We start from the raw sequence: 26141 nt of genomic DNA, 5'->3' as shown, positions 1-26141 counted from the left end.
CCGGCCCGTCCGGCAATTACGACGCTTTATTTTTTCTTTTTTTCATGTCCACCACGTCCCCGCTGCGCATCGCGCTCGTCTGCAACACGGCCTGGGCGATCCATACGTATCGCCACGGGCTGATCCGTGCGCTCGTCGCGCGCGGCGCCGAGGTCGTCGTGATCGCGCCGCACGACCGCACGGTGCCGCTGCTCGAGCAGATGGGCTGCCGTTACGTCGCGCTTGCCGTCGCGTCGAAAGGCACGAGCCCGCGCGAGGATCTCGGCACGCTCGCCGCGCTCGCGCGCCACTACCGCGCGCTGCGGCCCGATCTCGTGTTCCACTACACGATCAAGCCGAACATCTACGGCTCGGTGGCCGCGTGGCTCGCGCGCGTGCCGTCGATCGCGGTGACGACGGGCCTCGGCTACGTGTTCATCCAGAAGAGCCGCGCGGCGAGCGTCGCGAAGCGCCTGTACCGGTTCGCGTTCCGCTTCCCGCGCGAGGTGTGGTTCCTCAATCGCGACGATCTCGCGACCTTCACCGACGAGCGCTTGCTCGCGCATCCCGAGCGCGCGCGGCTGCTGCACGGCGAAGGCGTCGATCTCGAACAGTTCTCGCCCGTGCCGCTGCCGGGCGGCGACGCGCCCGTCTTCATCCTGATCGGCCGGCTGCTGTGGGACAAGGGCGTACGCGAATACGTGGAAGCCGCGCGTCTCGTGCGCGAACGCTTTCCGAACGCGCGCTTCCAGCTGCTCGGGCCGCTCGGCGTCGACAATCCGAGCGCGATCGGTCGCGCGGACGTCGACGCATGGGTCGACGAAGGCATCGTCGAGTATCTCGGCGAAGCGCACGACGTGCGCCCGCACATCGCGGCGGCCGATTGCGTCGTGCTGCCATCGTACCGAGAGGGCGTGCCGCGCACGTTGATGGAAGCATCGGCGATGGGCCGCCCGATCGTCGCGACCGACGTGCCGGGTTGCCGCGACGTCGTCGCCGACGGCGAAACGGGCTTCCTGTGCCGCGCGCGGGACAGCGCGAGCCTCGCGGAGCAAATGAATCGCATGATCGCGCTCGGGCCGCAAGGCCGGGCGGCGATGGGCGCAAGCGGCCGGCACAAGGTCGCGGCGGAATTCGACGAACAGCAGGTCGTCGAACGCTACCGGGAGACCATCCATTCGTTGACGGGATTCACACTCTGAAGGAGCGCATCAGCATGACCGCTAAAGGCACCATCCTCGTTACCGGCGGCGCGGGCTATATCGGCTCGCACACGGCCGTCGAGCTGCTCGACAACGGCTACGACGTCGTGATCGTCGACAACCTCGTGAACAGCAAGGCCGAATCCGTGCGCCGCATCGAGCGGATCACGGGCAAGACGCCCGCGTTCCACCAGGTCGACGTGTGCGACGAAGCCGCGCTCGCGAAGGTATTCGACGCGCACCCGATCACCGGCACGATTCACTTCGCGGCGCTCAAGGCCGTCGGCGAATCGGTCGCGAAGCCGCTCGAGTACTACCAGAACAACATCGGCGGCCTGCTCGCCGTGCTCAAGGTCATGCGCGAGCGCAACGTCAGGCAGTTCGTGTTCAGCTCGTCCGCGACCGTGTACGGCGTGCCCGAGCGCTCGCCGATCGACGAATCGTTCCCGCTGTCCGCGACGAACCCGTACGGACAGTCGAAGCTGATCGCCGAGCAGATCCTGCGCGATCTCGAAGTCTCGGACCCGTCGTGGCGCATCGCGACGCTGCGCTACTTCAACCCGGTCGGCGCGCACGCGAGCGGGCTGATCGGCGAGGATCCGGCCGGCATCCCGAACAACCTGATGCCGTACGTCGCGCAGGTCGCGGTCGGCAAGCTGGACAAGCTCCGTGTATTCGGTTCGGATTACCCGACGCCGGACGGCACCGGCGTGCGCGACTACATCCACGTCGTCGATCTCGCGAAGGGGCACATCGCCGCGCTCGACGCACTGGCCAAGCGCGACGCGAGCTTCGTCGTGAACCTCGGCACCGGGCAAGGCTACAGCGTGCTGGAAGTGGTGCGCGCGTTCGAGAAGGCGTCGGGCCGTCCGGTGCCGTACGAACTCGTCGCGCGCCGCCCGGGCGACATCGCCGAGTGCTATGCGAACCCGCAGGCCGCTGCCGACATCATCGGCTGGCGCGCGACGCTCGGCATCGAGGAAATGTGTGCCGACCACTGGCGATGGCAGGAGGGGAACCCACGCGGTTTTGTATAATCCGCTGTCCATTTTTCGAGCGATCCCATGCTCAGCTTCGCGTCCGGCTTCATCGTCTCCTTGCTCGTCACGCTGTTCATCGTGCGCTACGCGCACCTTCACGAGAAATTCTCGATCGACAGCGACCTGGCCGGCGTGCAGAAATTCCACGTGCGGCCCGTGCCGCGCGTCGGGGGCATCGGGATCCTCGCCGGGGTCGTCGTGGCCGCGCTGCTCGTGTCGCGGCGCTATCCGACGATCGCCGGCAGCATTCTCGGGATCGTCGCCTGCGGGATGCCGGCGTTCCTGTCAGGCCTCGTCGAAGACCTGACCAAGCGCGTGTCGCCGCGCGCACGGCTGCTCTGCACGATGGGCGCGGCCGCGCTGGCGTTCTGGCTGCTGGGCATCGCGGTCAAGCGCATCAGCGTGCCGCCGCTCGATTTCCTGCTCGGCTACGTGGCCATCTCGGCGTTCATCACCGTGCTCGCGGTCGCGGCGCTCGCGAACGCGATCAACATCATCGACGGGTTCAACGGGCTCGCCTCGATGGTCAGCTTCATGATGTTCGCGTCGCTCGCGTATGTCGCGTTCCATGTGAACGACCCGGTCGTGATGTCCGCGTCGATCATCATGATGGGCGCGGTGCTCGGCTTCTTCCTGTGGAATTTCCCGGCGGGGCTGATCTTTCTTGGCGACGGCGGCGCGTATTTCATCGGCTTCATGCTTGCCGAGCTTGCGATCATGCTCGTGATGCGCAATCGCGAGGTGTCGGCGTGGTATCCGGTGCTGCTGTTCATGTATCCGATCTTCGAGACGTGCTTCTCGATCTACCGGAAGAAGTTCATCCGCGGGATGTCGCCGGGGATTCCGGACGGCGTGCATCTGCATATGCTCGTGTACAAGCGGCTGATGCGGTGGGCCGTCGGGACGAAGCACGCGCATGATCTGACGCGGCGGAATTCGCTCACGTCACCTTATCTGTGGTTGCTGTGCCTCGTCGCGGTGATACCGGCGACGCTGTTCTGGCGGCATACCGTGCATCTGTTCGTGTTTGTTGTGGTGTTCGCGCTGACGTATGTGTGGCTTTATCTCAGCATCGTCAGGTTCAGGGCGCCGCGGTGGATGGTGGTGAGGAAGCAACGGGACAGTCACTGAGCGACGCCGTCATGCCGGCGCGTCCAGCGGACGCGTGTCTTCGAGCGGAACGATCTGAAGTACGCCTATCGCACCGCTCAACCGTTCGGTCGAACCCATCGGTTTGCGTACCTCGCTGGCACGAACCAATGCGGGATTCACCCGAATCTCCGGATGATGATTCGCCAGTGCGGCCATCGTCTCCAGAACCGGCTGTTCGCCGGCTCATTGCCAACCTTCCGTTCCTATTGGGACAATTGCCCCCCCCAAACACCAACACGCGTTTGTGTCCAGGATTGCTAGAGCGGATCACAAGTGGCGTCACCTGTGCAAATGGCTACGTGCCCACGCGGACACGTAGCGTCAGGGTGCAGCGATCGCTAGGCAAGGACGCCGCTAACGGCTCGCATACGGGGAAATTGTCGATGAGTTGCACTGTCCAATATCATAGCAACGCGCAGGGCGAGGCAATGGTTGCGCGGCGGGCCCAGGTGACATGCTTCCGGTCATGCGACTCCATACTGGCGTATTGGAGTACATCACCAAATTGCCATCGGCCTGCAACGCAAGATATGCATTGGGATTTCCAGCCGTGTGTGTGGCCCAGAGCGCTACGCCGCTGCTGTTGTAGATCACCAGATTGCCATCCGGTTGCAGGATTGCGCGAACGGCCCCTCTTCCATATGTGCCTGAATTCCAAACAGCGTTTGCGCGATTCTTGTACAAGACAAGGTTGCCGTCCGCTTGGAAGACCAAGCAGAATGCGCCGACGGCATAGCATTGGCCCACGGTCAGTTGAGTTCCCGGACCAAAAATGACCGCGTTCTCGCCTGTGGCAGATGCAAGGTCCGAGGTCTGGCTATGCCAAATCGGTCGAGGCCAGTAGGCGACAACATTCCCATCATCTTGTACAGCAAGAAAAGTGCCGGGGTTGTTCGTCTGGGTGGACCAGACAGCTTTGTTCGCTGCGGTGTACAGCGCAAGATTTCCATCGGCTTGCATTACGGCGCGAGTGGCTCCCGTTCCTTGCGTCCCAGTCGCCCAAAGCGCCTGCCCCCCCGTCGATGGGTAGAGCACGAGATTGCCATCACCCTGCATAACCAAGCAGACCTTGCCAGATGGCGAGCATGCTGATTGGTTAATACTCAAAACCCCACTCTGAGACGCGCCTGCATCCCTTGCGACCAATACCGCCATTCTTGCGTCAAGAATTCCTGGGCCCTGGGGGTTATGAGGTTGCACAGCGAACGGTCTGGCTGTGCTTCTGAATATGTTCTTGACTTCGTTGACCGTGAGGCGCCTGGGAGCCGCTACCGACTGCATCAGTGCCACCACGCCTGCCACGTGAGGGGTTGCCATGGAGGTCCCATCCATCGTCGCGTAGCTATCGGTTGCGGAAGCATCTCTTCCACTTTTCCACGTTGAATAGACGTTCTGTCCGGGTGCAGAAATGTCGATCCGATTGCCCCAGTTAGAGAACGATGCAACAGCGCCATCTGATTTGTGCGCTGCAACAGTGATCACATCGTTGCAGTTTGCCGGCGTTTGGCTCATCGCGTCTGCTCCGGCATTCCCTGCGGCAACAACTGCAATGGTGCCGCGGCTGAGCGCGCTATCGATAGCATCCTGCATGGTACGGGAGCAAACGCCCACGCCCCCAAGACTCAAATTCAAGACTTGAGCGGGAAGCTGATTGGCTGGTGCGCCAGGAACGACGCCACCAGAAGCCCAAATAACACCGGTAGCGGTATCTGAAAGATATCCGTAGCCGCATGTAGGCAAAACTTTCACCGGTACAATTTTGGCGCCCCACGCTGTTCCGGCCACACCCGCCCCGTTATTCGTCGAGGCAGCCAGTGTTCCTGCGACATGGGTACCATGCCAATTTGGCTGGCAGCTTTCCGTCGTGACTCCGCGATCCCGCCCATCACCGCTGAAGCGCCCCCGGCTGATTTCGGTACCGGCCAGGATATTGCCATCAAGGTCTCCATGAAAGGCAATGCCAGTATCGAGCTCAGCTATTGTGATGCCAGCACCGTTGGCGATATCCCAGGCTTCTTCCGCATTGATTCCTCCTGCTGATCTTTGCGAGCCCCAGTAACCAAATTGCCTGGAGTACCCAGGGTCGTTGGGGGCCATTTGCGGGAAGATTCGTACATCCGGCTCGATATATTCCACCTCCGGGTCAGTATGAATCTGCTGCATATATGACTTTGCCTGCTCACGAGTCAGCTTGCGATCGGTGACGATCACATCAGCACCCGTTGCCAGGCGGAGGGAGTGGCGTGCATGCATTCGCATCGAACGCGTGCGTTCGTTCACGCGTGCATCGACGCTGGCTGCATCGCGACGCAGTCGCGAGCCTTCCTTGTATTTGACGATGAAGCGGTCAGTCTCGGCAGTTTCCGGCAGCGCCTGGAGATTGAATTGGTCGTATTGCCCTCCACTATTGACTGGCTGTTTGTTTGCAACGATAGCCGCCTGTCGTTCTGCCACTGCCGACGTGGTTTCATCATCCGAGCCACCGCAAGCGGCCAATGTCATCGACAGTAACAGGACAGCGGTCGCACCTGCTCTTGATCGCAATTTTTGTCGTTGATTTTCTATTACTGTAAAGATTCGACGTCTCAATTTCTTCCCTCGCTTTATTTATAAAACCAGACCAAGGATCGACTTGCTGCTGCCCGCACGATTTGATGGTTCGAACAGGCCGGGAACTGTATCCTCCGCCCGCGTCTCAAGGCAGGGTGGGACATCACAGAACACCGGTTCGGCAAGCGAAATGTCGAGTTGGTGACGCGACGACAAGCTGAATGAGCGCATGGAAGATGTTGCTATAACGGATCGAATATTCAAAGCACGAAAGCGCACAATTCTCCACGCTAAGCAGTGGTCCGTTAAATTAATAAAAATAATCGAGATTAAATCTCGAAATTTTTACAGCATGAATTCGAGAAATGGCCATAGATTAAGGTATGTCCATATCGAGAGAGTGAGCCCACTTCGTTATTCAGCAATTTCTTTTTTCTCGATCTTGACCAAGCACATGTCACCGCGCGGCGCTGCTTGCTGTGCACGACGGGCGCGGCTGCGCTGGCATTCTGGCTGCTGGGCATCGCGATCAAGCGCATCGGCGTGTCGCCGCTCGACTTCCCGCCCGGCTGCGTCGCCATTTCCATGTTCATCACGGTGCTCGCCATCGCGGTGCTCGCGAACGGACCAACCTCATCGACGGCTTCGATTGGTCCGAAAATTCCAGAGCCGGTCAATCCCACGCGGCGGATTTCGATCCCCCTCCCTCACCTTGTCTTTGGCTGTCGTGCCTCGACACGGTGATTCCAGCGACGCGGTTCTGGTGGTATACCGTGCATCTGCTCGTTTTTGTGGTGCTGTTCGCGCTGGCGTGTGTGGCGTTATCTCAGCATCGTCAGGTTCAGAGTGCCGCGGTGGATGATGGCGAGGAATGAGAGGCGGGAATCTTGAAGGTGGCGGCGGCCAGCGTGATGGTGCCGGCCTCCACCGACCGAAGAATGTTAGCTTCCTGCGGTATTGGTGCTCCAGTGCGGTACCTGCGCATAGATCACGACGTTACCATCGTCTTGAACGTAAGTCGCTGCCCCCGGATGTCCGCCCGTGCCGGAATTCCACAGCGCAACGCCAGCCGGACTGTAGACGACTAGATTGCCGTCGGTTTGCATCGTCGCATATGCCCCGGGATGATTGAACGTCCCTGAATTCCATTGCGGAACCCCCTGGCGAAGCAGCACCAGATTGCCATCACCCTGCATGACCAGCACATTCGCGCCATTGCCCGAAGTGAAATTCTGGCCGCTCACGAGGGTGGTGCCGCCATTCCAGACAGCAGGGCCGCTAGGGGAGTTTGGATAGCCCGTCGTAGCGGTCGCGGTGTAAAACAAAGGCACATGTGCCTCGTAGATCACCATGTTGCCGTCATCTTGTACGGCGAGATGTTGATCATAAGGCGTGCCGGTGGTCGACGAAAACCACAGCGCCTTGCCACCCGCCCCATAGACAACGAAGTTCCCGTCAAGCTGGAAAGCGGCATAAGCCCCCGGATTTCCCGACGTTCCGGAATTCCATATCGCAGCACCGTTACCCACGTTGTAAAGCACGAGGTTACCGTCATATTGCATGACGAGTTTATGGCTTCTGGAGGCCGAATACACGACTTGGCCCGGGCTCAGCGTCGCTCCTTCGTTGAGATTGCCGCCATAGATCGGCGTCGTTGGAACGCAGATCGCGGAATGCAATACGCTGACGTTCGGCGTGCCCCAACCGGTCACGAAATCCCATCCCGGACCCGCGCTGTATGCACCGTTCGAACCGCTGGAGATATCGCGGAAAATGGCGGGGGTCGTCGCTTGAAAGCCATACAAGGCGGGCGGTGCGAATCCTGGATTCGCCGAGCAACTGCCGGAGAGGATGCGTGCCCACGTCGCAGCAAACAAGGGCGCGGCCAGACTCGTCCCGCCCCATTGCTGGATTTGGCCTCCTACAATGATCAGCGCACCACTATTGGGATCCGCATCAAACGCAATGTCCGGCGTGCCGCGATTAGCCCGCCCGTTGAGCTGAGGTACGCTCGATTGCCACGACGGAATGGGTTCCACGACGCTGATGCCGCCACCACCCGAGTTCCACGCCGTCTCGCCGGCATAGCTTCCGTCCGCATTCGTGTACAGAGTCGTGCCGCCCAAAGCGGCGACATACGGCGAACTGGCGGGATATTCCACCGAGGTTCCCGAGCAACCGTACGCAACGCTGCCTGAATCGCCCGTGCTCACCGAGAATGTCTGCCCTTGCGCTACGGCGAGTTTGAGCATCTGGTCGATCGATGTAGTGGGTGCGAAACTCTCGCAGCCGCCAATCGACATGTTGATGACCCGAGCAGTATTGTCCGACACCGCCCGATTGATGGCGCTGGCCATGTCGCTCCATGCGAAGGATGATGCAACATAGAAATTGAGTTGCCGCACGCCACCGGACATACCGACAATGCTTTGGCTATCGAGCGACCATTCCGAGTTCGCGCTCGTATCTGGACTTGGCGTTCCTGCATTGATTACCGAAACGGCTACAGCGGGCAATCGGTTGTTATTTGTGAACGTAGTCAGATCAGCAAGAGGTTGCGATAGATTTCCTTCCGCGATGATGCCCACGGTGATGTTGCCGGCCGCCGGAGTGTTGCCCACGGAGTAGATGGCGGGAAAAGCCGTGGGATTATGCCCCGCCGTTACTGCCGCGGTTGTCGGCGAGTCGCTCGCATGAGGACCGCTTGCCGGGACAGAAGCCCGGATACCGTGTGTGCGCAAGCGGGTGGCCGTATCCAAACCTAAAACGGACCGAACGATGCCGCTGATGGCATCGGGCACCGTCTCGGCGGTAGTGTTGATATGCGTTTGACTTCCATCCGCCATTGCGACCGATACCAGTGTCGTCCGGAACGCGCCGGCGACCACATTGGCTGGCGCATCGGCTTCGACAAGCATGTTGTTGCCGGCCACCTTGATGTTCGTGAAACCACTATTTTGCAAATAGGCTTTCACGGTGGAGACCTGCCCGGTAGTAGGCGCGTATCTTGCAGCAACTTGCGCCGAGCTAAGGACCGCCCCGAAGCTGGCGTTACCCGGCGTCCTTGCTCTCCGCAAAAAATCATCGAGCTCGGCTTCGTTGTTCAGCTTCAGAACCAACGCGACATGGATGGACGCCGTAGCGCTCAAAGGCGCCGAGCTCACAATATTTCCGGAGGCCCGCAGTGTCGATAACTTGTAAGCCTGCGCGGTAGCCGCCGCTGAATTATCGCCATCCCCGCAACCACCTAGTGCTAACGCCGCAAGCACCCCGATCAACGATCGGGCAATGTGTCCGGTTTTCATTGAATTGGTCTCGATTTATTGATTATTTCTTGGTTTCTTACGATTTCCATTCAATCACAACAGCGCATCGACAATAGCGACTTTTCTTTGACGCCGATGTTCGCCGCATGAAGAAAGGAAGCAAGAGCGAACAAATACAAATGCAGTCGATCGAGTTCAGCCCCGTGGCTAAACATACGCACGAGCAAGCTGACAGTCAATCAAATCGACGAAATCTCTCTAACTTTTAAGAAACGTTAAATATCGAGATGTAGCGATGACAATACTTCTACACCGATCTCATTAACACAATGGAATCACGAAAAACCAACGATTATCCAATATTACAACAACATTAATGCGTCATTAAACTGTATGCCAAGCTGCAACACACGCCAACATACGTTACCCGACATCATTTGCCTGCCACTACCCGCCAACAAAAAAGCCGTTCAGCAATTTACTGAACGGCACTGATTCACGAGCGATCCGGTCTATTGGCGCAAGCGTATCAAGCCGATCCGCCTGACACCACGCGCCTCGGCACGCTTTGCAACACAGGCGCCACGGCGGTCTGATACTCGGGCACCCAGCGCCGCAGATCGCGCCGCACTTCGTCGTCAGACAGTACGCGATGCTGCATCAGCCACGGCAACAACTCGTCGAGTAAATGGTCCGGCACCTCACGCGCCCGGGCGATCCGCAGTTTCGGGTGCGGTGTGCGCGTCGTCGCTTCGTCGTCCGCGAGCAGCTCTTCGTAGAGCTTCTCGCCGGGCCGCAGCCCGGTGAACTCGATGCGGATCTGTTCTTCAGAGAACCCGTACAGGCGGATCAAATCACGCGCGAGATCGACGATCTTGACCGGCTCGCCCATGTCGAGAATGAAGATCTCGCCGCCATGCCCCATGCTCGACGCCTGCAGCACGAGCTGCGACGCTTCCGGGATCGTCATGAAGAAACGCGTGATCTCCGGGTGCGTGACCGTCACCGGGCCGCCTTTCGCGATCTGTTGCTGGAATTTCGGAATCACGCTGCCCGCACTGCCGAGCACGTTGCCGAAGCGCACCGTCTCGAACTGCGTGCGACCGCTCGTCTGCTGCAACGCCTGGCATGCCATTTCCGCAAGACGCTTGCTCGCACCCATCACGTTGGTCGGATTGACCGCCTTGTCGGTCGAGATCAGCACGAAGTGGCGCACGTCGTGGCGGATCGCCGCGCGCGCCACGCGATACGTGCCAAGCACGTTGTTGCGCAGCGCCTGCCATGCGTTGTGCTCCTCCATCAGCGGCACGTGCTTGTATGCGGCCGCATGGAACACGATGTGCGGCGCATGGCGCGACATCACCTGATCGAGCAGCAGCGAATCCTTCGCATCGCCGATGATCGGCAGAACCGACACATCGGGGAAGCGCTCGCGCAGTTCTTCGGTCAACCGGTACATTGCGTATTCTGACAGATCGAACGCAACGAGTTGCGCCGGCGCGAAGCGCAGGATCTGCCGACACAGCTCGGAGCCGATCGAGCCCCCCGCACCCGTCACCATCACGACGCGGCCGCGCAGCAGCGCCTCGACGTGCGGCGTGTCGATCGTCACGGCATCGCGCCCGAGCAGATCCTCAAGATCGATGTTCCGTACCTGCGACAGGAACCCCTGCCCCGGCATCAGTGCGGTCAGCGACGGCAGCACCATCGCCTTCACGCCGGCGCGCACGCACAGCGTCGCGACGCGACGCTGCGTTTCGACCGACGCCGACGGAATCGCGATGATCGCGTATTCGACCTTCATCGAATCGGTCCAGTGCTTCAGGTCGTTGAACGAGCCCAGCACCTTGTAGCCGTAGATTTCGCGGCCCTGCTTCGTGACGTCGTCGTCGAGCAGGCCGACCAGGCGCCATTCGCCGGAACGCGACAGTTCGCGTGCAAGGCTCGCGCCGGCCGTGCCCGCGCCGAGCACCAGTACCGGCTTGCCCTTGCCGACAAGGCCGCCGTACAGGTAGTACTCCTTCGTCGCGCGATAGAGCGCGCGCGCACCGCCCATCGCCAGAAACAGCATCAGCGGCGACACGAGCAGCACCGAGCGCGGAATGATCGGCTGCGGCTGGAACATCACGGCGCCGATCATTACGATCACGCCGCCGCCGACGACTGCCTTCGCAATGCGCATCAGATCGGGCAAGCTCGCAAACACCCAAAGCCCGCGATAGAGGCCGAAGCCGTGGAACATTAGCGCGTAGACGGGCAGCACCCATGTCAGCGCCATCAGAGCTCCGCCCATGAAATCGGACGGAACGCTGCCGTTGAATCGGACGAGATACGCGAACAACCATGCGGCCACAACCGCCGTCAGGTCGAACAGGAAAGCACTCAGGGACAGCCAAGATGCTCTGGATCGCAACATCGGCGGGAAACCTCAAGAATTGTTTTCGGCGGCCGCTCGAAACCGGCGCCAGCGCATGTCGATTAACCATCCGAACCATGCCAGAACGCCATACCAAGCAACGAACGCCAGCCATTGCTGTAGTTCGGGGCGGCCCTGTGCCCACACGGCCAGAATTATGCCTGCGAGCATGATGAGGTACCAATAAAGAGCGGTCCGGCCGTGGCTGATGCCCGACCGGACCATTCTTTGATAATAATGCTCGCGGTGCGCATGCCAAAACTTTTCTCCCCGCAATAGGCGTCTCAAAAGTGTTACAGATGCGTCAGCAATAAAGGGCGCGAACACCATTGCAGGAAACCAGATCGGCCAGACATCGGTAAACCAACCCCAGTAGCCCAGTGCACCGGCCAAGAATCCGAGCGGAATCGAACCGGCGTCGCCGAGGAACAGTCTCGCCGGGTGGAAATTGAGCAGAAGAAAGCCGAGCACGGCGCCGGAGACCGCCGCGCCGGCCACGACGAGATCGGAAGCCGGAGCATGCACTGCACCAAGCCCCGCGATCGCGTACCCGCCGAAACCGAACAGTGCCATGCCGCCCGCGAGGCCGTCGGCACCGTCCATGAAGTTGTACAGGTTCGTCAGCCATACCATTGCAACGCCTACGCCGGCGAGCAGCCACCACGGCACATCCGCCGGAAATACGACGATGAGTGCGACGACCGCCGCCAAGTGTGCAGAGAAACGGACACGGGCCGGCAGCCCGCGCCGATCATCGATTTGCGATATCGCAGCCAGCCCGGCAGTGGCGATCGCGATCAGCCACAGGCGCGGCGCCAGCGTAAGCAGCGCTACGACGCAGACCGGCACGATGCCCCACCCGCCGACGCGCGGTGTCGGCAGCGTATGGAGCGAACGATCGTTCGGAATGTCCGTCGCAAGCCGCCAAGCTAACCCGGTGGCAAGCAGTACGCGGAGGATCGCCGTTGAGGCGAATGCGGCGGCCAGGGCCACTGCGGCCATGGCGACCCAGGTGGGATTTGCGAGAAGCATGTGACTTTTATTTTCGTGTATCGCGCGAACGATACCATGTGGCGGTCGCTTCGAGGCCTTGGCGAGTCGTATAGGGCGGATGCCAGCCCAGCACGCGCCGGATCCGCGCAGTGTCGAGCTCCAGGCTACCAGTCAGTCGATCGACGGCCGCGCTGCGGCCGGTCAGCTTGCCCGCCACGCGCAAGAGGGCCGGCGGAACCCTCAGCAGCCGCGCCGGCTTGCCGAGCGCATCGCCGACGAGGCGCAGCAGGCCCGCCACCGTCGGCGCGTCGTCATCGGCGACATGAAAGCATTCACCGGCCGCGCGCGGGTCGACTGCGCAACGCAGCAGAGCGTCGGCGAGATTGTCGACGTAGATGATGCTGCGGCGCGCTGAAACTGCGCCGAGCGGCAACGGCATCCCGCGCGCGACCGCGTCCATCATCCGTAGGAAGTTGGCGCGGACGGCCGGGCCATAGACGAGCGGTGGGCGAACGACGACGACATCGAGCCCCGCCGACGCGCCGAACCGCGCGAGTTGCTGCTCCGCTCGCAGCTTCGAGCGGCCGTATGCATCCTGCGGCGCGGGTTCGAATGCTTCCGACAGCGGTACCCCACCGTCGAACTCCCCGACCGCCTTGATGCTGCTCGCGAACACGATGCGGCGCACACCATGATGGCGCGCGGCCTCGGCAAGACGCAGCGTGCCGTCCACGTTGGTAGCGTCGAACGCGGCGTCGGGATCGGGTGACTCGTCACGCATCACGTGTACGCGCGCGGCGAGATGGATGACGCAATCGGCAGCAAGGTCGGCTGGCCAGCCTGCGTCGAGGCCGCCGAAATCGGCGGTGTCGCATACCCATTCACGCACACCCCCGATGCAACCACCCGGACGCCGCACCAGCGCGGTAATCGTATGACCGGCCTCCAGTGCCAGGCGACAGACTGCGCGGCCGACGAAGCCGTTCGCGCCCGTAACGACGAGGTGGGTCACCAGAGCCTCCAGCCGAAACGGTTGTAGAACTTGAAGGCCGATACCGCGAACATGCGGATGTGCGCAAGGCCCTTGCGAGACGCGCCACCACCGTGATGGACCACGCGCACCGATGGGACATACGCGACGCGGGCGACGTCATGCGTGCGCAGGCTCAAGTCATAGTCCTCGAAGTACAGGAAATAGCGCGGATCGAAGCCGCCGAGTTTCTTCAGAACCTCAGTGCGGAACAGCATGAAGCAGCCGCTAACGATGGGGGGATCCTCGACGATATCGTGATCGTTGATCACATCACGCATCTCGTAGCGCGCGAGACGCTTCACGAACCGCGCCTTCCAGCTCGCCGGAAAAAAACCTCTGACCAGCAGATCGAATATTGCCGGAGGGCGTCTGCATAGATACTGGATGCCACCTTTCTCATCGGAAATATTCGGCGTCAACAGCCCGACGTCTGGACGACTACACATAAAGCTCAACGCTTGCACGAGCGAGTCCTCGTCAAGATCGATATCCGGATTCAGAATCAGGTGATGCTCGCTGTTTGCCGTCGCGATCGACAGGTTATGTCCGACGCCGTAACCGACGTTCCCGTGGCCACTCAACGACGAACACTCGAACCCCGCCACATTCAACTTGGCCATGTCCTCCCAGATATCGGCCGTGCCGCCGTTGTCCACCACGCAGATTGCGGCGTGAAAGTTCGGATCGCGTCGACGCATCGCACACACTGCGTCGCGCAAGCTATGGAGTGTCTTGAAAAAGCGCTCGACGTCTGGCCGATAGACGACGATCGATACGGTTAGCGGGGCTCTCGAAGTACTCATCTCAAGTCAAATATTATCGAAGTGAACATGACGCCCAGTGTTCGCATCGTAAGGCAAACATTGCGGGGGGGCCATTTACCATGTCACCGTCGATGTGGGCATATAATCTGGCCGACATCGTGGCACGACATGCGACATTGGCAAGAACGTTCTGACATCCACGATGTCGCCCGGGTCGGCTCATACCCAATTGGCGGTGGATGGATCATGCGGGTCCGCGCCACTCATTCGGTGTTGCAGCCAAGCCGCCATCCATTGCATCTCATACTCACAGCATGTTCATTCTTTTCGGCTCACCTCGATCGGGAACGACTCTGTTCAAGGAATCGCTCAATCTGCATAGCGAGATCTTCATCCCGAACCAAACCACGCTCATCAGTCCGATCGCGCACGTCATCGGTTGCATCAGCGACTGGTCCGTGGCACGTCCTCTAATCAGCAAGATCGTCAAGTCGACGGACGACTTCTCCGAGGTTCTCGAGCCCTATATTTCCCCTGCGGAGATCGATGACGCACTGCTTGAAGCCGAACCGACCCTGGCAGGCGTGCTCACAGCAATCTATGGCCGCATTGCGTCCAATGCGGGGAAACGGCTGGGTGGAGACAAAACCCCCGACGATCTTCTTTCGATCCGGAAGCTGGAACAGGTTGGACTCCTGGACTCTGACATCAGGTTTCTCCATATCGTCCGCGACGTGCGGGGCACGATGCTATCCCTCAAAAACGTCACGTGGGCTCCGTCAGGCATCGAGGAATATTTCCCTCGCTTGTGGAATTACACCAATCTGCACCTGCACCATGCGATGCGCGAGCGCGCGAATTACCTGCTCGTCCGCTACGAGGACCTTGTCTCGAACCCGCAGGATGTCTTGGCGCGCTCCACCGCATTTCTCGGCCTACCGTTCGAAGAGTCCATGCTGGACAACTCGAAGCGCGCGCCGGTACTGCGCCATGATCAGAGTCACCTCAACCTGTCGCGGCCGTTCCTGAACGACCGTGCAACGGCATGGCAGACGAGCCTGCCACCGGACATCATCGCCCACTGTTGCACTACCGCGGCAGAAGGGCTGAAAGCGTTCGGATACATCTGAGTACGCAAGCAGTCCGCGCCAACTCTGGCATGAGAACGGACGAGCACCCATGCGTGCGCAATTTCGATCGTCCTGCTCTCTTTGGCGTCGCGATAGTTCAGCCTGTCACAGCCGCGCGAAATGCATCGGCATTTCGTGCGTCGACAGCATATTCGTAGAATGCCGACCGAGTCGGAAATGCCGGTAGGACGGTCTGCAGAAAACACAGCATTTCCGTCATCCCCTTGTTCTGCAGGAAGCGCCTGAATGCATCAAGATCGCTCCCGTCCAATCGCGCGGAGAACATTCTCGGCCCCGACATCGCAAGTGCCTGCGCAATGACAGCCGCGATCTCGACCCGAACCTTGCTCAAGTCTTCCTTGATCGTGTTCCTTTCGTGCACGCGATACACGATATGCTTCATGTCCCGGTCGATATACACACTGTCGTAGGCGAACGCGTACATCAAGAAATCGAGATCATGGCAGTAGCGAAGCGGCTGGAATCCGCCTGCGGCTTGCCAAAGCGCTCGACTGAATACCATGTTCGACGTAGTCGCGACAAAATTCTCGTTCAACAATGCCAGTTGCGGCAATTCGGTATCGCTCAGAAATCCGTATGCACGCGCCAGCCAGTCGATCGCGACGCCGGTGTGCTGTTCGACGCCGTTGTCGTCCATAATGCCGGCACGCCCCGCGATCAACCCCAGGCCGGGACGCTCCTGAATCAGTTCGCGGCAACGCGCGAGCTTCCCCAACGCAAACACGTCATCCGAATTGAGCACTGCGACATAGTCGCCGCGAGCGAGACCAATCGCACGATTGATCGTATTATGAGCTCCCGCATTCTCCTGTCGATAGGCACTCGCATACGGAACATTGGCAAGAAGCCGCGACGCAACGTCAAATCCGTCGTCGGACGAACCATCATCGATCAATATGATTTCATCGGCAGGAGAGGACTGCGACAACACACTCTGCAACGTACCTTCGATATACCGTGCATGGTTATATAAAGGGATAACCACGGAAATGGTGGCGTTTGCCCGTGAAACGGACGCAGGCGCAGACGCAGACGACTTGCGGAATTTAAAGATTGACATATTCAAGACCGGGCAATGATTTCATCCAGAAAATACTCAAACACGAGTTCATTGGATGTCGGTATCAAAGAACGGGAAGTAGCGCGACCGATACCGCAGATCCCGCGTCCGCTCCTTGATGAACCGCGCCGGATTTCCGGCAACGATCGTGTATGGTTCGACATCACGTGTCACAACCGCCCCTGCTCCCACCACTGCGCCTTCACCGATACGAACGCCGGGGCTAATGATTGCGCGAGCACCGATCCAAACGTGATCCTCAATGACAACCGGCTTGCACAAGCATACGAAATCCGGATTCTGCGGATCGTGCGTCAACGTCTGGATCAACGTATAGTGCGAAATATTTACGTTGTTCCCGATCGTCAACGGAACGCGGCCATCCAGATAGGTATATCGGTTTACGACGGTATTATCCCCAATCGAGATGTGATATCCCGTAACAAAGCACCCCATCGCAATACTTGAATCGCGACCGATCTTCACCTGGCAAAATCGTCCAAGGAACCAATGCCTTATTCGATAAGGCATGTAATTCATGAACAGGTGATTGCCCAGGTAGAAGCAAACCGCTGGTTTGAAGCGCCACCTGACGAAGCGGTAAAACGACTTGAGTAAGCTGACCATATCCGCCTCTTCCGTTATCGGTTGTGCGCCCTGACCACATCTTCGATGATCGCTTCGTAGCGCGTCACGATATCGGCAAAGTTGTAGTTCGCGTAGATCTTGTCACGCCCCCGCGCCCCTCTTTCGCGCCACTGTGCAGCGTTCGATGCCATTTGGTCCATCGCATCCGCGAGGACAGACGCAATCTTGTATTCCCTCGGTGCGTAGGCAAGCTCGTCGAGCAACTTCGAGTTCAGATTCGGCGTATCGCCATATTCGTTCGGGATCAGGATCCCGATATCGTCACCATCGATGACTTCAGCGGATGCACCTGTGTCGGTGAGAATCATCGGCTTGCGATAGAACATGGCCTCGTTCATCGCGATGCTCCAACCCTCGATGAACGACGGAAGAAGGAACGCGTCCGTAACGCGATGTACGTCTTCGACATCCGGGAAATATCCCGGCATTAGGATATGTTGCTCCAGACCATGCTCGACCAGATAGTGGCGAAGCGCATCGACGTGAGGCGGATAGATCACGTTGCCAACGCAGAGAATCTTGACGTCGTGTCTGCGCGCCAGCAAATGACGCATCGCGTCCGCCATCACGTAGTGTCCCTTGTGCAGATTGTACGAAGCGACATTCGCGAACACGTAGTCGGAATCTGACAAGCCAAGCTGGGCGCGCGTCAGCTTCGGAGGCTGCTTTTCCCTCGCCTCGTGTTCGGACAGGATAAGACCGTTCGGCACCGTCACGACCTTGCTGTCGGACACGCCAAGATTCGTCACAGCAAAGCGGGTCGCGTTCTTGGAGACCGAAACGTAGCGATCGACATAGCGATCATTGTCGGCGAACGCTCGTGACTGTTCGTCCGAAAAGAACGCATAGACATTGTGGATGAACGTGATATTCGGAATCCCGAGGCGATGAAACAGCGGATAACCGGTATTCGAGAAGTGAGACATCGAAATATCGACGCTCAACTCAGTCAGCAGTTTTTCGTAAGCCGCGAGCGTGTTCGCTGCGGGCAATCCGACCACCCGCAGGCCGGCATTGCGTGCGACGGTACCAAGGTGTCCGACTTTGCCCGGGGTAACGATGGTGACATCGAAACGGGCCCGATCGAACGCGATCGCGGAATCGAGCACGACCTTCTCGAGACCGCCCTTGTCGAACGACGCCAATTCGATTACAACACCGAGCTTCCCGTCGGTACGGGGACGACTTTGCGGCGGTGCTTTACGAAACAACGAGAACAGAGAACGCAGCATGGCGAGGATCAATATGAGTGGAACGGTCAGTGAATATCGAATGCACCAGGGCGCAAATCTCTCTCGCCATCGAGCACGTTAATCGATGCGAGCAGAGCAGACATCCTGGCTGCAACGGTCTCCACCGAGTATTCTGCAACCGCAGCCGCGAACCCTGCATCGGCGACGCGCTGCCACAATTGAGGATCTTCGAGCAGTTTGACGATCGCCGCGGCGATGTCTTCGGCACTGTCACCTTCCAGCACCTGTTCGCCTGCAACGAGACCCATCCCTTCGCTCGCAATCTTGCTCAGCACGCTCGGCACGCCATGCAACAGACTTGAAACCACCTTGCCCTTGATACCGGCACCGAATCTAAGGGGCGCAACTGATACGCGAGCCACGTCGAGCACGTCGCCCAGATTCTCCACGAATCCGATAACCTTCACACCCGTCGCTGGATTGTCGAGCGAGCGTACGTAATCGGTCACGCCACTACCGACGATACGCAACTCCGCGCTAGGCTGGCTCCGCCTCACGATCGGCCAAATCTCCTCGACCAGGAATTGCACTGCATCGATATTCGGTCGATGCGCGAATCCGCCAACAAAGACCACGCCGGACCGTTCATCGAACGTACGTCCCGAGCGGGTCGGCATCCGCGGGATCGGAATGCGATGGACGTTTGCTTGCGGGGCCAGCTCTTTCAATACATCGTATTCGAGACGACTCACCACGATGGTCGCATCGGCTTCGCGCACGGTCTGAATTTCCGTGCGCCGCAGCATCAATGCCTCTTCCAGTGCTTCGGGAGAGCGGTCGTGGATCGCTGCGCGCTCTTCACGGAGGTAATGGAGATCCACCGTGCCAAACACCAGCTTGACATGCGGCGCGCCCCGACGAAGTGGTTCGACCAGATGACGAGCAACGATGATGCGTTGTGCGACGACTACGCGCGCGTCCGCAACCTCTTCCATGAACAACTGGTTCAGCGATGCGAGATCGCTCGCACACTGAACGCGCACGCCCCAACGCCGCAGCGCGTCCACATAGGCGACAGGAGGCGACTGTTCGAATGCAGCAATGAAGCTCACGTCATAGCCGAACTCGCGGAAAATCCGCATGTACCAGTAGACGTCAACCGATCCAGAATCCTGATCGGGCTTTGGCACGAATGCGTCGACGATCACGACCTTCGGTCGCTGCGGAGATGCAAGCACATCGCCAAATGGGCGTTCGACACGGAAGAGCGTGTCGTGATGCTGCCGCAGGCGCCAACGCTGATACGCATCATCCCAATTGTCATCATTCTTCGGCCGGCTCGCTTGCGCCGCATCCGAGATGACGAAACGGGCGAACGGCTGCAAGTAGGTTTTCTCTCCTCGTGCAAACAGGTCAAGCGCCAATGCAACGAAACCGGTTGTGAGGACCGGCATCTCTTCCTCAAAACGCGATGCACGCCGCCAGGCAACGTTTCGAATAGCGATGAATCCGGGGCTCGCCGCCTTGATCTCAGTCACATTCTGGATATCGACGTTATCGCTGTTGACGCCCGCATGCGCGGCAAGGAGATGCGCACCAGCATCGATTACGCCGCCAGCGGCGTGCACCGTTCCGTTCCTTTCCAAGATGATCGCTGAGACCGCCGACGCGTCAGCGAAGCGTTCGAACGCTTCATCGATCGCCGCCAGCCATCCCGGACGCGCCAGCAATACGTCCGACATCAGGACGACGAATTCACTCGCGGACAAATCACCGACATGCTTGACCAGCTCGGATATCGACTGGGCCGCATGACGATCGTCGATGATACGGACACCGCTCTCCGTCACCAGCTTCGCATCGATCTCGCCAACCACGAATATCTGGTACGCGACGGATGTCGTATGGTGGCTCAGGGCCGCAAGGCATTCGCGGATCGCCGCGCCGCCTTGCGATTGCAGCACGACGATCGTCGCTCGCGGCGCCGACGCCTGCTCGAATGGGCGAAGCGGCAACGACGACAACCCATCGACCTCGGCGATCGATGTGGGCAGCCCCGCCGTTACTGCGGGACGCGAAGCCGGCGTCGCGCTAGCACCCTGCTGATTTGCGCGGATACGGCGGGCGGCATAACGAAGCGGTTTCGTCACGCGCCAGGAAGTGGAATTCGTGATCTGCTTCAACTGCCGCCGAAGGCTCTCGTTCTCGGTCAACAATGCAACCATCGACGGATCGTTCTCGCGCCTGCCGTCGCTGTCCTGAGCCTGTGTGCCGAGCACGCCCTCCGCATGCTTCAACTGGTCGGTCAACTCGTCGACCCGAGCAGCAAGAACAGTCGACGTGTTGTTCTGCACGTCGAGAGATTCAAGGACCTTGCGCGAGGTCGTCATCGCTTCGTCGCGACGCTCGGCCGTCTCGGTAAGCGCAGAAACCGTCCGAGTCAACCGATCGACTTCGGCTTTCAGGCTGCCGATATCAGCATTGTTCGCGATGATGACGTCGTTCAAGCGCACGGTCTCGACCGTCAACTTGCCGATCTCTTCATCACGCCGGAGAACTTCGTCGGTCAGCCGCACTACCTCGGCCGTCAGACGGCCGATTTCATCGCCACGCGCCATGGTCTCCGTCGTCAGGCGGACAATTTCAGCCGCTTGGGCACCGATATGCGCGTTGCGCGCCTGGTCGTAACGTGTGAACGACACACCACCATCAAGTAGATTGTCGTCCATTTCCGGTATCGGACCGTCGGACGCAATCGCAATGAAGTACACGGGATCGAGAACGTCCGCCGTCTCGCGATACTCGCCCACGTCGCGTTCGGACCAGCAGTTGATGCGACGCTCACCGCTGCGCCCCTCCTTCTGGAGCAGCGATCCGGCAAGCGGCTTCTGTTCATAAAGGACGAAATTCTGAAACCCGCTCTTGAGCCACTGGACGAATTCCTCGCGATCGAGTTCGCGCACATGGTATTCATTGGGGGGCGATCCGGGCGGCGAATAGATCGGACGGTTCGGCGTCGAAATGATCATGATGCCGCCCGGCTTCAGTACCCGACGCGCCTCGCGCATGAACGCCTCATGCTCGCGAAAATGCTCGAGCGTCTCGTAGGAGTTGAGGATGTCGACCGATGCGTCGGCAAGAGGAATCTGCGTGGCGCTACCCCATTCGAACCGGAGGTTCGGTACGTCACCATAGCGGCCCTTCGCATTTTCGACTGCTTGCGGGTCGACATCGACACCGATCACCGAGCGCGCCGCCTGCGCGAGCAAGGCAGAGCCATAGCCCTCCCCCGAGGCGATATCGAGCACGTCCTTGCCTGCGCAGATCGCCGTCGAGAAAAGATACCGATGGTAGTGCTCGTACTGAATCGGCCCCGCAACGCCCGGAAGATATCGTTCACCCGTGAACGAGTGATCATCTTCCGACGCTTTGAATCGAAAAATTCGCTCTTGCTTGGTCATTTGAGAATCCTGCTCTGCAAACTTGCAAAAATCTTGTAAGTAATCTCGCCGAACACGTGACGACAACTTCATGCCGGGAGATTTTGCTCATGCCTGTGGATCAAATCCGTTCCGCGCTACATCTCTTCGGACAGTCCGGCATGCACCATCGGAACGCCCACGAGCGCGTGTCTCACGCGGGATGCGTGCACGCGAAGCGGTAACGCGTCGTGGATCCAGTGATGCTGAACGTGATCGTATTGCGTGCCCTCCGCAATCGCGACGTTGATCGAGAAAGCACCCACCGGCAGTACCGGCATGATGAAGGTGAACTCCGCGCATAGCGCGTCGCCCGCGTCGCATGATACGGGGCGCTCGGCGAAGGTTGCGAACGTGTTGTCTCCCGTCAGTTCCTGACCTCGCTCGTTCTTCAGGTAGAAACCGACGATGGGGGAAAGCAGCGGCTCGTCGATTTCAATTGTCACGCGCAGCGTAATCGTTTCGCCACCGACGATCCATTCGAGCCTGCGCCCCTGATCGTCGAAGAATGCAACGTCGACGATTCGCGCGCCCCCTTCGCCAAAAGCCTGCGACTGATGATTGAACGCCAGCACCTGGATGTCGTTGCGAAACGAGGAGGCGTTGAAGCGTTGACGACGGAAATCAACTGCGCTGTCGTGACGCTCGATCTCCATTGGCACCGCCATGGATGCTGCTCCGGTCGTGCTGTAGCGCGCCTCCAGATACGCCGCACAGACATCCGCCGGTTTTCCCTGCGCAACAATCCGCCCGCTGTCGATCCAGATGACGCGCGAGCAAAGCTTTCTGATTGTCGACGTATCGTGACTGACGAACAGGATGGTCCCGTGCTGCTTGAATTCGTGCAGGAAACGAAAGCACTTCTGATTGAAAAATGCGTCGCCAACCGCCAGCGCCTCGTCGATCACCAGGATGTCCGCATCGACATGCGCGATGACCGCGAACGCAAGACGGACGAACATGCCGCTCGAGTAGGTCTTGACGGGCTGATCGATAAACTCGCCAATGTCCGCGAAATCGACGATCGACTCGTAGCGATCGTCGATCTGCTGACGGGATAGCCCGTATAGTTGCGCATTCAGATAGATGTTTTCGCGACCGGTGTACTCGACGTCGAAGCCGGAGCCGAGTTCGAGCAACGCGGCAACCTTGCCGCGCACAGCGATATCCCCGCTGGTTGGGGCCAGCGTGCCACAGACGATCTGAAGCAAGGTGCTCTTGCCCGATCCGTTCCGTCCCACGATGCCGACGGTTTCTCCGGCCGCGACGGAGAAACTCACGTCATGAAGGGCCCAAAATACGTTCGACTGTGTTTCAGCTTGCCGGTGCTTCACTTGTCGCGTCGCCGGGCCTTGCGCAAGTCGCGCAATAGCACCCAGCACTCCTCTCTTCAACCGGTCGCCGGGTCGCTCGTAGGACTCAAAACCCTTGCTGATGCCGTGAGATTCGATCGCGATATTGTCAGACATATGAATTCATTCTTCGCATCCCCTCCGGACACGATGCCAACCTATGGATTGCGATCGATGGATCGATCCAGTGATGTGCCATCTGTCGCGGATGGTAAACGACGAATCGTACCACGACGCACCATTTCATAATATGGAAAACAGGTCTCAAAAGCCCCGGCGAGGCGTGCCCCGGGCCCAAAATTCCATTCGGATTCGGCTTGCGACCAGCAATGCCAACGATCGATGCCGATCCGCAGCCCCGCACACGCCTCCGGGATTGCTTGCGACATTTACACTTCGACACACGTCGCAACGGACGCGCCGTTGGTCCGCAGATGAACCACTATGCGATAATTCGCATGCACCATAATGGCCTCAGGGCCAAGCAAAGCACTGGATTGCAGGTGCTGTACCGGCCTGACGTCCGCCTGCAGTCATCGAATCGCGGCTGCACGGAACCGCTTTCCCGCCGGCTCCCTGTGTCGTACCACACCCGCTGACCTTGTCGTCGAACTTATGCAAAGCTTTAGTCTTTCGCCGCGATCTCTCGCCGCTTCACTGGTGAAAAATCGCCGCCTGATGCTCGATCTCGCGCGCCGCGACGCCGTGGGACGTTACAAGGGGTCCTTTCTAGGCATCTTCTGGTCGCTGCTCACTCCCCTCATGATGCTGAGCGTCTATACATTCGTCTTCAGCGAAGTGTTCAAGTCACGCTGGAACGACGCGTCGCACGCAGCATCAAAGGGCGAATTCGCCGTGGTGCTGTTCGCCGGAATGATCGTGTTCAACCTGTTTTCCGAATGCGTAAACAGGGCACCGGGGCAAATTCTCTCCCACTCCAACTTCGTCAAGAAGATCGTCTTTCCGCTTGAGATCCTGCCTTGCGTGACGTTGTTATCGGCGCTGTTTCACCTTAGCGTGAGCGTCTGCATCCTGCTGGTGGCCGAATGGGCCGTCGTCGGTAGCGTGCCGTTGACTGCGGTTTTGTTCCCCATCGTACTCGCACCGCTCTGCGTATTCATCATGGGCGTGAGCTGGATCCTGTCCGCCACCGGCGTCTATCTCCGCGACATCGGACAAACCGTGGGGATCGTCATCACCGCGATGATGTTCCTCTCGCCCGTGTTCTTTCCAGTGTCTTCGCTCCCGGAACAGTTCCGCGGCTTCGTCTATCTGAATCCGATGACCTATCCCATCGAACAGGGCCGTGACGTTCTCATCTGGGGACATATGATCGACTGGAATAGATGGTCCATCTATTCGATCATGGCCATCGCCGTTGCGTGGATCGGCTTCGCATGGTTCCAGAAGACGCGCCGGGGTTTTGCCGATGTCATCTGATGTTGTCATCCGCGCTGCGTCGCTCGCGAAAGGATTCGAGTCCTATCGTAAACCGTCCGACCGTCTGAAACGTAGCGTACTCAGCTTGCTGGGTGGACTTGCGCCGATCCCGACCTTGCGCGAATCGCTGCGCCAACGTGCACAGGGGTGCGCGCGGATGTTCTGGGCACTCAAAGATGTTGACTTCGAGATTACGCGCGGAGAAACGGTTGGCATCATTGGCCGAAACGGGTCCGGCAAGAGTACATTACTGCAAATCATCTGCGGCACACTTGCCCCTACGAACGGCGCGGTGGAAACCCGGGGGCGCATTGCAGCGCTGCTCGAACTGGGTTCCGGGTTCGATGCCGAATACTCCGGCCGGGAAAATATCTATATCAACGGCCAATTGCACGGCCTGACGCGCGAACAAATCGATTCTCGCGTCGACGAGATCATTGCATTCGCCGATATCGGTCATTTCATCGATCAACCCGTCAAGACTTACTCGAGCGGCATGTTCGTCCGGCTCGCGTTCGCGGTCATCGCACACGTCGATGCCGACATCCTGGTCATCGACGAGGCGCTAGCTGTGGGCGACGCATTCTTTACGCAAAAATGCATGCGCTTCCTGCGGCGCTTTCAACAGACCGGGACGGTTTTGTTCGTCAGCCATGATTCATCCGCCATCCGCAGCCTGTGCGACCGGGTCATCTGGCTGGATCGAGGTGTGATGCGGGAGTCGGGAAGTGCGAAAACCGTCTGCATGAACTACTTCGAGGCGTTTTATCGGAAACCCGGCGATGACGGCGTGTCTCGTGCTGAATCCGACACCAAGAAATTCGACGTGACTGCCTTCGGCAATGAGCCGCGCGCAGATCAGCGAAGCGAATTCCCGCGCACCACGATCGAGACGCTGCCGGCGCTGCCGAGCATCGATCTGGATCCGCATGATCTTCCAGCGCAACGTGACTCGATACTGATTGAATCCACGACCCTCACCAACACGAAAGGCACTCCCGTTACTTGGATCACGGGCGGCGAACGCGTTTCGCTTCGGATTCGCTTCCGTCGGACCGAATCCGGCGCGCCGTACATTGCATTCTTCGTCAAGGACCGACTCGGGCAGCCGCTATTTGGTGACGACAGCGTATTCGCGCTCCGAGAAGCCGGTTCGTCGTCTCCGGACGGAAACCACGTCGTTGCAGAGTTTCGCTTCGACATGCCGATTCTTCCGCCGGGAGACTATGCGTTCACCGTGCTGGCAGCGGCACCTTCCGACAACCGCATTCGCGTACTCGACTGCGTTCACGACGCCATCATCGTGAAATCGGAATCTGCTCGTGTCGCTTCCGGGCTCGTCGGCGTTCCTATGAATCGCATCGAACTCTTTGTTCGCGAAACCGCGTAACACGCATCAGTCTGTTTAAGAACTCGATCAACC

The 26141-nt window shown here is 59.4% G+C and carries 18 protein-coding genes and 1 pseudogene; 7 read left to right on the top strand and 12 right to left on the bottom strand.

Going from position 1 to position 26141, the window contains the following annotated elements; translation table 11 throughout:
• The first annotated feature begins 44 nt into the window (after positions 1–44).
• From KR541_RS04100 to KR541_RS04090, 3 genes are read left to right on the top strand one after another with little or no spacing between them, the layout of a single operon-like run.
• Positions 45–1181 carry a glycosyltransferase family 4 protein gene (locus KR541_RS04100; protein WP_124638648.1) on the top strand — a complete coding sequence of 379 codons (1137 nt, stop codon included), beginning with the start codon at positions 45–47 and terminating at the stop codon, positions 1179–1181.
• Between the two features lie 14 nt (positions 1182–1195).
• Entirely contained in the window at positions 1196–2218 is a 1023-nt protein-coding gene (gene galE / locus KR541_RS04095; RefSeq protein ID WP_124638647.1) for a UDP-glucose 4-epimerase GalE, read from the top strand.
• A 27-nt stretch (positions 2219–2245) separates the two neighbouring features.
• Positions 2246–3352, top strand: coding sequence for an MraY family glycosyltransferase (locus tag KR541_RS04090; RefSeq protein ID WP_124593951.1), 1107 nt, complete (start codon positions 2246–2248; stop codon positions 3350–3352).
• A gap of 9 nt (positions 3353–3361) precedes the next feature.
• On the opposite strand, the gene KR541_RS04085 is transcribed toward KR541_RS04090, so the two are convergent.
• Together KR541_RS04085 and KR541_RS04080 are read right to left on the bottom strand one after the other, a co-directional pair.
• Positions 3362–3529 (bottom strand): hypothetical protein, encoded by a 168-nt coding sequence (locus tag KR541_RS04085; RefSeq protein WP_216089382.1) that lies wholly within the window; start codon positions 3527–3529, stop codon positions 3362–3364.
• 198 nt (positions 3530–3727) lie between these two features.
• On the bottom strand, positions 3728–5962 hold the full coding sequence (locus tag KR541_RS04080) for a S8 family serine peptidase (protein ID WP_204383702.1): 2235 nt from the start codon (positions 5960–5962) through the stop codon (positions 3728–3730).
• 403 nt (positions 5963–6365) lie between these two features.
• Between KR541_RS04080 and KR541_RS37005 the strand changes: the two are divergent.
• A pseudogene (locus KR541_RS37005) lies at positions 6366–6573 on the top strand (MraY family glycosyltransferase); the annotation flags it as partial.
• A gap of 291 nt (positions 6574–6864) precedes the next feature.
• On the opposite strand, the gene KR541_RS04070 reads toward KR541_RS37005, so the two are convergent.
• From KR541_RS04070 to KR541_RS04050, 5 genes are all read right to left on the bottom strand, one after another.
• Positions 6865–9228: a protease pro-enzyme activation domain-containing protein gene (locus tag KR541_RS04070; RefSeq protein ID WP_216089381.1), complete on the bottom strand. Its 2364-nt coding sequence runs from the start codon at positions 9226–9228 to the stop codon at positions 6865–6867.
• A 490-nt stretch (positions 9229–9718) separates the two neighbouring features.
• Positions 9719–11605: a polysaccharide biosynthesis protein gene (locus tag KR541_RS04065; protein WP_216089380.1), complete on the bottom strand. Its 1887-nt coding sequence runs from the start codon at positions 11603–11605 to the stop codon at positions 9719–9721.
• A gap of 12 nt (positions 11606–11617) precedes the next feature.
• On the bottom strand, positions 11618–12637 hold the full coding sequence (locus tag KR541_RS04060; protein ID WP_216089379.1) for an MraY family glycosyltransferase: 1020 nt from the start codon (positions 12635–12637) through the stop codon (positions 11618–11620).
• 7 nt (positions 12638–12644) lie between these two features.
• Positions 12645–13610, bottom strand: a complete 966-nt coding sequence (locus KR541_RS04055) for a UDP-glucose 4-epimerase family protein (RefSeq protein WP_216089378.1) — start codon at positions 13608–13610, stop codon at positions 12645–12647.
• Positions 13607–14434, bottom strand: coding sequence for a glycosyltransferase family 2 protein (locus KR541_RS04050; RefSeq protein ID WP_216089377.1), 828 nt, complete (start codon positions 14432–14434; stop codon positions 13607–13609). The genes KR541_RS04055 and KR541_RS04050 overlap by 4 nt, the downstream gene beginning before the upstream one ends.
• A gap of 275 nt (positions 14435–14709) precedes the next feature.
• Between KR541_RS04050 and KR541_RS04045 the strand changes: the two genes are divergently transcribed.
• On the top strand, positions 14710–15525 hold the full coding sequence (locus tag KR541_RS04045) for a sulfotransferase family protein (protein WP_216089376.1): 816 nt from the start codon (positions 14710–14712) through the stop codon (positions 15523–15525).
• Between the two features lie 97 nt (positions 15526–15622).
• Here KR541_RS04045 and KR541_RS04040 read toward each other — a convergent pair whose 3' ends face one another.
• The 5 genes from KR541_RS04040 to KR541_RS04020 form a co-directional block, all read right to left on the bottom strand.
• Positions 15623–16606: a glycosyltransferase family 2 protein gene (locus KR541_RS04040; protein WP_216089375.1), complete on the bottom strand. Its 984-nt coding sequence runs from the start codon at positions 16604–16606 to the stop codon at positions 15623–15625.
• Between the two features lie 48 nt (positions 16607–16654).
• Positions 16655–17233, bottom strand: a complete 579-nt coding sequence (locus tag KR541_RS04035) for an acyltransferase (protein WP_216089374.1) — start codon at positions 17231–17233, stop codon at positions 16655–16657.
• A gap of 14 nt (positions 17234–17247) precedes the next feature.
• Entirely contained in the window at positions 17248–18486 is a 1239-nt protein-coding gene (locus tag KR541_RS04030) for a glycosyltransferase family 4 protein (protein ID WP_216089373.1), read from the bottom strand.
• Positions 18487–18512: 26 nt separating this feature from the next.
• Positions 18513–21908, bottom strand: coding sequence for a methyltransferase domain-containing protein (locus KR541_RS04025; protein WP_216089372.1), 3396 nt, complete (start codon positions 21906–21908; stop codon positions 18513–18515).
• Positions 21909–22024: 116 nt separating this feature from the next.
• Entirely contained in the window at positions 22025–23395 is a 1371-nt protein-coding gene (locus tag KR541_RS04020) for an ABC transporter ATP-binding protein (RefSeq protein WP_216089371.1), read from the bottom strand.
• A gap of 498 nt (positions 23396–23893) precedes the next feature.
• Between KR541_RS04020 and KR541_RS04015 the strand changes: the two genes are divergently transcribed.
• Both KR541_RS04015 and KR541_RS04010 read left to right on the top strand, forming a co-directional pair.
• Positions 23894–24718: an ABC transporter permease gene (locus KR541_RS04015; protein ID WP_216089370.1), complete on the top strand. Its 825-nt coding sequence runs from the start codon at positions 23894–23896 to the stop codon at positions 24716–24718.
• Positions 24708–26108: an ABC transporter ATP-binding protein gene (locus KR541_RS04010; protein WP_216089369.1), complete on the top strand. Its 1401-nt coding sequence runs from the start codon at positions 24708–24710 to the stop codon at positions 26106–26108. Before KR541_RS04015 ends, KR541_RS04010 begins: the two co-directional genes overlap by 11 nt.
• Positions 26109–26141 lie beyond the last annotated feature (33 nt).

Source organism: Burkholderia sola (genome assembly GCF_905400185.1).
In the GTDB taxonomy this organism is placed as follows: domain Bacteria; phylum Pseudomonadota; class Gammaproteobacteria; order Burkholderiales; family Burkholderiaceae; genus Burkholderia; species Burkholderia sola.
Note: the sequence above shows the minus strand (reverse complement) of the source record. Positions and strands in the feature narration are given on the sequence as shown.